We start from the raw sequence: 8077 nt of genomic DNA on the forward strand, positions 1-8077 counted from the left end.
GGCTGGGTGGCCGGCCCGCCGAGCCGCGGGGCGGCGACGCCGTGGCGCTGGCGCGCTGGCGGGCGGAGGCCACGCCGCCTACGGGGCTGACGCCGCTGCAAGAGGCCCAGTGGGCCGACGTGGCGACCTGGCTGCCGAACGACCTGCTGCTCAAGCTGGACCGCTGCCTGATGGCGCACGGGCTGGAGGGGCGCACGCCGTTCCTGGACCCCGAGGTGGCCGCCTTCGCCTTCCCGTTGGCCGACCGGTTCAAGGTGCGCCGGCGCTACGGCAAGTGGCTGCTGCGCAAGTGGCTGGAGCGGACCTGTCCGGCGGCCGAGCCCTGGGCGCGCAAGCAGGGCTTCACCGTGCCGGTGGAGGCCTGGATCGCGCCGCGCGCCGCCGACATCGCGGGGCGGCTGGGCGAGGTCGAGGCGGTGCGGCGGGTGAAGCCCGACGCTGCGGCGGCTTTCACGGCCGGCGGCGACGGCGTGCGCTGGCCGCTGCTGTTCCTCGCGGTCTGGTCGCGCATCCACCTGGAGGGGGCGGCGCCCGCCGAGGCGCTCGAGAGCGTCGTGGGGACGATTTAGCGCGGACCAGTTGCTCCCCGTTGGGGGCGCTGTCAGCCCCCGGGACCGGCGGAGCCGGCCCGAGGATAAACTCCGCTGACTGAGGGGGTCCTCAGCGGTCTGAGCGGACCCCATCCGGCGCTTCGCGCCGCCTCCCCCAGAGGGGAGGAACGTCAGGCCGGGACCCGCCCGTATTTCGCGCTCATCGCCGCCACCGTTTCCTCGAACTCGGCGATTGTCTCGGCGATGATCTGGGCCACCGGTTTGACCTCGTCGATGCGGCCGGCGACCTGGCCGGAGAGCGCGATGGAGGCCTCCATGTCGCCGCCGAAGTAGAGGTCGAGCGCATTGCGGAACTCGCCCATGATCGCCTCGGGCGGGGTCTTCTCGTATTCGGTGGTCTTCTCGGTGCGCAGCGCCCTGAGCGCCGGGCCCGGGCCGAAGCGGTTCAGGAACACCGTGTCGGTCTCCTTGGCGGCGAGGATGGCGTCCTTCCAGTTCTGGTGCACCGGGCTCTCCGCGGCGGAGACCATGCGCGTGCCCATCTGCACGCCCTCGGCGCCCAGCGCGAAGGCCGCGGCCATGGTGCGCCCGTCGGTGATGCCGCCGGCGGCGATCACCGGCACGTCGAACTTCGAGCAGACCAGCGGCAGGAGGACCATGGTGGCGACGTCGCGGGAATTCTTGAACCCGCCGCCCTCGCCGCCTTCGACCACGAGCCCGTCGACGCCGGCCTCGATGGCCTTGGTCGCCGCCGCCAGCGACGGCACCACGTGGAAGACAGTGAGCCCCTTGCTCTTCAGCGCCTCGCAGTAGCGGTTGGGGTCGCCCGCCGAGGTGGTGACGAACCTGACGCCCTGGTCGGCGACGAACGAGACGATGTCCGGGTCGCGGACGAAGGCCTGGGCGACATTGATGCCCCAGGGCTTGTCCGTCAGCGTCCGCATCTTCCCCACCTCCTCGCGCACCTCGTCGAGCTGGCCGGAGGAGGTTTCGATGATGCCCAGGCCCCCGGCGTTGGAGACGGCCGAGGCCAGCTGCGCGCGGGCGATCCAGCCCATGGGCGCCTGGACGATCGGGTATTTTACGCCCAGCAGGTCGGTGATGCGGTTCTTCATGAGTGGGCTCTCCGTCGCCGTCAGGATTAGGTCTTCCCCCGGTACGGGGGAAACCATTCCCCAAGACGCACTTCGCGTCGCGGGTCGATGGGGGAAGTCGAACAACACTTCCCCCATTGCCGGCCGGGCTTCGCCCATTGCCGACATTCCCCCGTACCGGGGGAAGACGCAAAATCGCTAGTTCGGCTTGAAGCTGTTGTTCGTTCGGTCGCGGTCGGGGAGGCGGTGGTCGGGGTCGACGGTGACGTCGGCGATGGCCGGCCCGGGTTCGAGGTTCACAACGTGGGTTCCGGACTGGATCCAGGTTTCGGCGGGCAGCCGCAGGTCGCGCTTCTCGCCGCTCTTGTAGGTCACCCGCAACGTCGCAGGCAGGATCAGCCGGCCGAGGTTGGCCACCGTCACCTGGGCGCCGTTGGACGGCTCGCCGCCCACGTACTTCACGTCGGTGACCGCCAGGTCGTGGGTCCAGTTGTTGAGGAAGTAGCCGCGCCAGAACCACGACAGGTCCTCGCCGCCGGCGCTCTCCATCGCCCGGAAGAAGTCGCTGGGCTTGGGATGCTTGTAGGCCCAGTCGGCGATGAACTTGCGGAACGCCGGGTCGAACCGCTCTGGGCCCAGGATGTCCTCGCGCAGCAGGGTGAGGCCGAAGGCGGTTTTGAAATAGGTGACCGGGTGGCGGTACTTCTCGCGGATGGTGTCGGCGCGGCTGACGATCGCCGGCGCTTCGGGATCGTTCAGCAGGGTGGCGATCTGGTCGGCGGGCGGTTGGGGGCCCGGCGCATATTCCGCGTCGCGCTTGGGGCCGTAGAGGCCGTTCTGGAAGTCGTCGGACTCGTAGACGTCGATGAAGGTGTTGAAGCCCTCGTCGATCCAGGCGTCGCGCCGCTCGTCGGAACCGACGATCATCGGGAACCAGCTGTGCCCGATCTCGTGGGCCGAGATGTAGAAGAGGGTCTTGGCCTTGTCGTCGATGCCGTCGAAGACGATCCCCGGATATTCCATGCCGGTCGCGGGGCCGGCGACGTTGATGGCGTTAGGCCAGGGGTAGGGATACCAGCGCTTCGAGAAGCGCTCGACGGCGTCCTTCATGTATTCGGTGGAGCGGCTCCAGGCGTTCTCGCCGACGCTTTCCGGCGGATAGACCGACTGGGCGAGCGCGGTCTTGCCCTGCGGCAGGTTGATCCGCGCGGCATCCCAGACGAAGGCGCGGCTGGCGGTGAAGGCCACGTCGCGGGTGTTGTCCATGTGGAACCGCCAGGTCTTCACCGCCCCGGGCTTGGCCGGGACCGCCGCCAGCACCTCTTCCGGCGTGCGGATCATCACGGTCTTGTCGCTGGCCCTGGCGCGGTCGAGCCGCGCCCGCTGCTCCGGCGCCAGGACGTCCTGGGGGTTGGTGAGCGCCCCGGAGCCGGCCACGATCATGTCCGCCGGGACCGTCACCGCGTAGTCGAAGGCGCCGTATTCCAGGTAAAACTCGTTGGCCAGGTACGGCAGCGTGTCCCAGCCGCGGACGTCGTCGTAGACCGCCATGCGCGGATACCACTGGGCGATGTCGAAGATGTCGCCGTGCTTGTTGGCGTTCCAGGCGGTGCGGCCGCCGAACAGGCCGGGCACGGTGTAGTGGTAGCGGATGTGCAGCTTCACCTGCCCGCCGCCCGCCTTCACCGCCTGCGGCAGGTCCACGCGCATGCGGGTGTCGCTGACCAGGTAGTTGACGGGCGCGGCGCGGCCGGCGCGCTCCACCGACACCGCCTCGATCACATAGCCCTCGGTGAAGGCGTTGCGAGGCCGGCGGCCGCCGCCCATGGCCGCGGCGCGGGAGTCGGGTTTGTAGATGTTCTGGTCGAGCTGCAGCCAGAGCATGTCCAGCGCGTCCGGGCTGTTGTTGGTGTAGGTGACCGTCTCCTCGGCGCTGAGCACCTTGGCCGCGGTGTCGAGCTTGGCGTCGATGGCGTAGTCGGCGCGGTTCTGCCAGTAGGCGGGACCCGGCGCGCCGGCGCCGGTGCGGATCGACGTGGCCGGCAGCGGCAGGGTCAGCGGGGCGAAGGTCTTGAGTGGATCGTAGGGCGGCGGCGTGGCGGTCTGGGCTTGGGCGGAGACGGCCAAAACGGCCGCAGCCAGGAACGCAAACACCCGCAACGCCATGACGATGGAATTCCCCGAGGACTGAGCCTCCATCTGGCCCGCAGAATTGGGGCGCGCAAGGGTCTTCCCCCGGTACGGGGGAAGTGGCCCAAGACGCTCTTGCGTCGCGGGTCGATGGGGGAAGTGAAGGCTGACTTCCCCCATTGTCGGCCGGGCTTCGCCCATTGCCGACATTTCCCCCGTACCGGGGGAAGGGAAAATTATAGGCCCAGCCTTGCCGCCACCTCTTCCCCGATCGCCAGGGATGACGTTAGGCCGGGGCTTTCGATGCCGAAGAGGGTGACGAGGTTCTCGATGCCGTGGGTGTCGCGGCCGTCGAGGCGGAAGTCGGGTTGCGGCTCGTCGGGGCCGTGGAGCTTGGGGCGGATGCCGGCGTAGTCGGGGGTCAGCGCGCCATCCGGCAGGCCGGGCCAGAACTTGCGGATGTAGGCGGCGAAGGCGGGCGCGGCGGCGGGATCGACGCTGTAGTCGAGGGTGTCGACATAGGTCAGGTCCGGGCCGAACACCGCCTGGCCGCCGAGGTCGCGGCGGTAGTGGGTGCCGAGCGCGCCGTGGATCGGCGGCGGATAGATCAGCCGCGAGAACGGGGCCTTGCCGACCAGCCGGAAGTACATGCCCTTGCCGTAGTGGCCCTTGGGGATGGTCGCTTGCGGGAAACCCTCGATCCGCGCGGCCACCGCCTGGGCCGAGAGGCCGGGCGCGGTGACCAGGTAGCGGCAGGTGAGCCCGGTCGGGGCCTCGCCGCCGGCGCGGACCGAAAAGCCGCCGCCCGCCAGCGGCGCGGCGCCCTCGAACGGGGTGGAAAGCACCACGGCGCCGCCGCCGGCCTCGATCTCGCCCTGCAGCGCCAGCATGTAGCCGTGGCTGTCGAACACCCCGCTGTTGGGCGAGATCAGCGCGCCCTCGCACTTCAGCTCCGGTTCGAGCGCCAGGGCCTCGGCTTTCGAGAGTCGCGCGATGCCGTCGACGCCGTTGGTCAGCGCCTGGTCGAGGATGGTGTCGAGGCGGCCGACCTCTTCCACGGTGGTGGCCACCACCAGCTTACCGCAGCGGTCGAAGTCCACGTGGTGGGCTTCCAGGAACGGGTAGAGCGCGCGGCGGCCGGCGACGCACAGGCGGGCCTTCAGCGACCCGGTCGGATAGTAGAGGCCACCGTGGATCACCTCGGAGTTGCGCGAGGAGACGCCCTGGCCGATGGCCGTCTCCTGCTCCAGCACCGCGACGGCCAGCCCGCGCTTCGCCAGCGCATAGCCGCAGGCCAGGCCCACGGCCCCTGCCCCCACCACCACCGCATCGAAGTCGAACCCGGCCATGGGGCTGCCTAACGCGTGATCGCGCAAAGCGAAACCATTAGTCCGCTGATCTAGGCAAGCCGCGCCCTAGCCCTTAAGGCTCCTGCCGAGGTCGGAGGAGCATGGCATGCGGAAGATCCTGGGGCTGGCGTTGGCGCTGGCGTTGGGGGCCGGCGCGGCCCAGGCGCAGGTGTCGCTGGATCCGGCGTCGCCAGTACCGATCGCGAGCATCCTGACCTGGTCGCCGGAACGGCAGGCGAGCGGCTATCGCGACATCGAGCAGGTCTTCAAGACCCACGTGATCAAGCGCGGCAAGACGGTGCATCCCCTGCCGGTCGCGGCGAAGCAGATCGATCCGACCTTCAGCTACGACGGCAAGACCTGGACCGTCGACGCGTACATGAAGGCCTATCGCGTGTCGGGCCTGCTGGTGCTCAAGGACGGCAAGATCGTGCTCGAGCAGTACGGCCTGGGCCGCAAGCCCAGCGACCGCTGGACCTCGTTCTCGGTGGCCAAGTCGGTGACCTCCACCCTGGTGGGCGCGGCGATCCAGGACGGCAAGATCAAGAGCCTCAACGATCCGGTGACCACCTACATCCCCGAGTTGAAGGGCTCGGCCTACGAGGGCGTCACGGTCCGCCAGATGCTGATGATGAGCTCGGGCGTGAAGTGGAACGAGGACTACACCGACCCCAACTCAGATGTGGCCAAAGCCGGCGGCACGGTCGCTGAACCCGGGGTCAACCCGATGGTCAGCTACCTGCGCAAGCTGCCCCGTGCCCGCGCGCCGGGGACGACGTTCAACTACAACACCGGCGAGACCGATCTGGTGGGGGTGCTGGTCTCCAAGGCCACCGGCGAGAGCCTGGCCCAGTACGCCTCGGAAAAGATCTGGCAGCCCTACGGCATGGAGCGCGACGCCATCTGGATGACCGATTCCGGCGGCCAGGAACGCGGCGGCACCGGGATCTCGATGACGCTGCGCGACTACGCCCGCCTGGGTCTGTTCATCGAGGGCGACGGCATGGCGAACGGCAAGCGGATCACGCCTGAGGGCTGGGTCGCCGCGGCCACCCAGCGCGAGATCGACAACGGCACGCCGGCGCCCGGCGGCTACGGCTACTTCTGGTGGATCCGCCCCAACGGCGCCTACGAGGCGGTCGGCATCTTCGGCCAGTCGGTGACGACGTTTCCCGCCGAGCGCCTGATCATCGTCCAGAACGCCGCCTGGCCCGCTGCGACCGGCAAGGCGCTCAGCGCGGCGCGGAACGCGATGATCGAGGGGGTGCGGGCGGCGGTGAGCAAATGAGCGATCCTTCCCGGCGGAGGGTCGTCGGCCTGGGCCTCGGCGGCGCGGCGGCGACGCTGGGCGGCGGACGCACGGCCTGGGCGGCAAGGGAGGCCTTCTTCATGCGCACGCGCCTGCCGATCGGGCTGCAGCTCTACACCCTGGGCCCGGGGCTCGCCTCCGACCTCGAAGGCCAGTTGAGCCAGGTGGCCGGGATCGGCTACCGGACGGTGGAGATGGCGGGCTATCTGGGCCGGACGCCGAAGGCGCTGAGGGCGGCGTTCGACAAGGCAGGGCTGACCTGCGTCAGCAGCCACGTGCAGGGCCGACCCACGGGCGCCGACCCGAGCCTCGCCGATCTGGACCGGCTGATCGCCGACGCGCGCGTCATCGGCATCCGCAGCCTGGTGCTGCCGATGTTCCCCGTGCCCGACCACATCCAGATGACCCCGCAGTCCGGCGAGGATCGGCACGCGGTGTTGGGCCGGCTGGCCGCGCAGATGACGCTCGACGACTGGAAGGCCACGGCGGACCTGCTGAACAGCAAGGGCGCGGCGCTCAAGGCCGCCGGCCTGCGGCTCGGCTACCACAACCACAATGTGGAGTTCGCGCCGGTGGGCGGGACCACCGGCCTGGAGTTCCTGCTCGCCAACACCGATCCGGCCGTCGTGCATTTCGAGATGGACGCCGGCTGGGTGGTCGCCGCGGGCCACGATCCGCTGGCGCTGCTGAAGGCCCATCCGCACCGCTTCCGGCAGATGCACGTCAAGGACATCAAGGCGACGACGAAGCCGAACTTCGCCTTCCAGCAGGACCCCACCGAGGTCGGCTCGGGGATCATCGACTGGAAGCGGCTGCTGGCTGCCTCCTATGCCGCCGGGGTCCGCGATTTCTTCGTCGAACAGGAACCGCCGTTCGAAAAGCCGCGCCTGGAGGCGGTGAAGGTCAGCTTCGACCACCTGAAGGCGCTGGTGGCGTAGGGGTTTCAGCCCGTGGACCAGCCGCCGAGGACGCAGGCCAGCCTTCCGCGACGCAGGCTGACCGTGGCGCGCCGCCCCGGACCCGGCTCATAAAGGACCGTGCGGCCGCCGGTGGCGACGGCGATCATGATCGGGCCGGTGAACTGGCAGACGTAGTAGGCCTTGCGGGTGATGAAGCCGCCGTCGGGCACGGAGCTGCAGTCGGCGCCGCCGAACGGATGGGCGAAGTCCGCGCCGCCGTATTTGAAGGTGTGCGGTTCGCGCTTGAGCACGATCGACTGCCAGCTGTCGCGCGCCGGCGGACAGGGCGGGCCCTTGATGTCCCAGTCGCGCCTCAGCTCCTGCTGGTGCGCCCAGAGCGCGAAGACCGCCCAGGCGGGAATCCCGGCGGCCAGCGCCAGCACGGTGACGATACTGAGGGCGGCGGTGGCGCCCCGCCGGGGCGGCTTGCGCGGCGCCCCAAAGATCGACGCGACGGCCATCGGCGCCTCATGCAGCGGATTACATCTGTAGTCTAAGAAAATTACGGATGTAGTCGCGAGAGTCAACAGCGGTGATGGCGGGCTACCTGAACCTAGTGTCCCGATTCCGAAGTTCGCAAGCGCTTGCGGCTGGCTTTGGCGAACTTCGGAATCGATAAGGACACTAGCAAGTGTATGTTTCTAGTGTGCTTTCTTGGATTTGAAGTTCGCTCGGCGCGTGGCCC

The 8077-nt window shown here is 69.3% G+C and carries 7 protein-coding genes; 3 read left to right on the top strand and 4 right to left on the bottom strand.

The annotated features are described in order from the left end of the window. On the top strand, positions 1-569 hold a 569-nt coding region (locus tag JWP28_RS17180), incomplete at its 5' end, for an asparagine synthase-related protein (protein ID WP_299544816.1). Positions 570-721: 152 nt separating this feature from the next. On the opposite strand, the gene JWP28_RS17185 is transcribed toward JWP28_RS17180, so the two are convergent. The 3 genes from JWP28_RS17185 to JWP28_RS17195 all read right to left on the bottom strand — a co-directional run bounded on the left by JWP28_RS17185 (position 722) and on the right by JWP28_RS17195 (position 5124). Next, positions 722-1666 carry a nitronate monooxygenase gene (locus JWP28_RS17185; protein ID WP_299544818.1) on the bottom strand — a complete coding sequence of 315 codons (945 nt, stop codon included), beginning with the start codon at positions 1664-1666 and terminating at the stop codon, positions 722-724. A gap of 177 nt (positions 1667-1843) precedes the next feature. Continuing rightward, positions 1844-3844, bottom strand: a complete 2001-nt coding sequence (locus JWP28_RS17190; RefSeq protein WP_299544828.1) for a M1 family metallopeptidase — start codon at positions 3842-3844, stop codon at positions 1844-1846. Between the two features lie 167 nt (positions 3845-4011). Next, entirely contained in the window at positions 4012-5124 is a 1113-nt protein-coding gene (locus tag JWP28_RS17195) for an NAD(P)/FAD-dependent oxidoreductase (RefSeq protein WP_299544829.1), read from the bottom strand. 106 nt (positions 5125-5230) lie between these two features. Here JWP28_RS17195 and JWP28_RS17200 point away from each other — a divergent pair, with 106 nt between their 5' ends. Together JWP28_RS17200 and JWP28_RS17205 are read left to right on the top strand one after the other, a co-directional pair. Then, positions 5231-6412, top strand: a complete 1182-nt coding sequence (locus JWP28_RS17200; protein ID WP_299544831.1) for a serine hydrolase — start codon at positions 5231-5233, stop codon at positions 6410-6412. Beyond that, positions 6409-7371, top strand: a complete 963-nt coding sequence (locus tag JWP28_RS17205) for a sugar phosphate isomerase/epimerase (protein ID WP_299544833.1) — start codon at positions 6409-6411, stop codon at positions 7369-7371. The genes JWP28_RS17200 and JWP28_RS17205 overlap by 4 nt, the downstream gene beginning before the upstream one ends. A 5-nt stretch (positions 7372-7376) precedes the next feature. On the opposite strand, the gene JWP28_RS17210 is transcribed toward JWP28_RS17205, so the two are convergent. Then, positions 7377-7853, bottom strand: a complete 477-nt coding sequence (locus JWP28_RS17210) for a hypothetical protein (RefSeq protein WP_299544834.1) — start codon at positions 7851-7853, stop codon at positions 7377-7379. Positions 7854-8077 lie beyond the last annotated feature (224 nt).

This window comes from Phenylobacterium sp. (assembly GCF_028290885.1).
Taxonomy (GTDB): domain Bacteria; phylum Pseudomonadota; class Alphaproteobacteria; order Caulobacterales; family Caulobacteraceae; genus Phenylobacterium.

What these genes read in the sequence shown, in the direction of transcription:
- JWP28_RS17210 (WP_299544834.1), bottom strand. Translation starts at nt 7,853, where the DNA reads ATGGCCGTCGCGTCGATCTTTGGGGCGCCGCGCAAGCCGCCCCGGCGG.
- JWP28_RS17185 (WP_299544818.1), bottom strand. Translation starts at nt 1,666, where the DNA reads ATGAAGAACCGCATCACCGACCTGCTGGGCGTAAAATACCCGATCGTC.
- JWP28_RS17195 (WP_299544829.1), bottom strand. Translation starts at nt 5,124, where the DNA reads ATGGCCGGGTTCGACTTCGATGCGGTGGTGGTGGGGGCAGGGGCCGTG.
- JWP28_RS17190 (WP_299544828.1), bottom strand. Translation starts at nt 3,844, where the DNA reads ATGGAGGCTCAGTCCTCGGGGAATTCCATCGTCATGGCGTTGCGGGTG.
- JWP28_RS17200 (WP_299544831.1), top strand. Translation starts at nt 5,231, where the DNA reads ATGCGGAAGATCCTGGGGCTGGCGTTGGCGCTGGCGTTGGGGGCCGGC.
- JWP28_RS17205 (WP_299544833.1), top strand. Translation starts at nt 6,409, where the DNA reads ATGAGCGATCCTTCCCGGCGGAGGGTCGTCGGCCTGGGCCTCGGCGGC.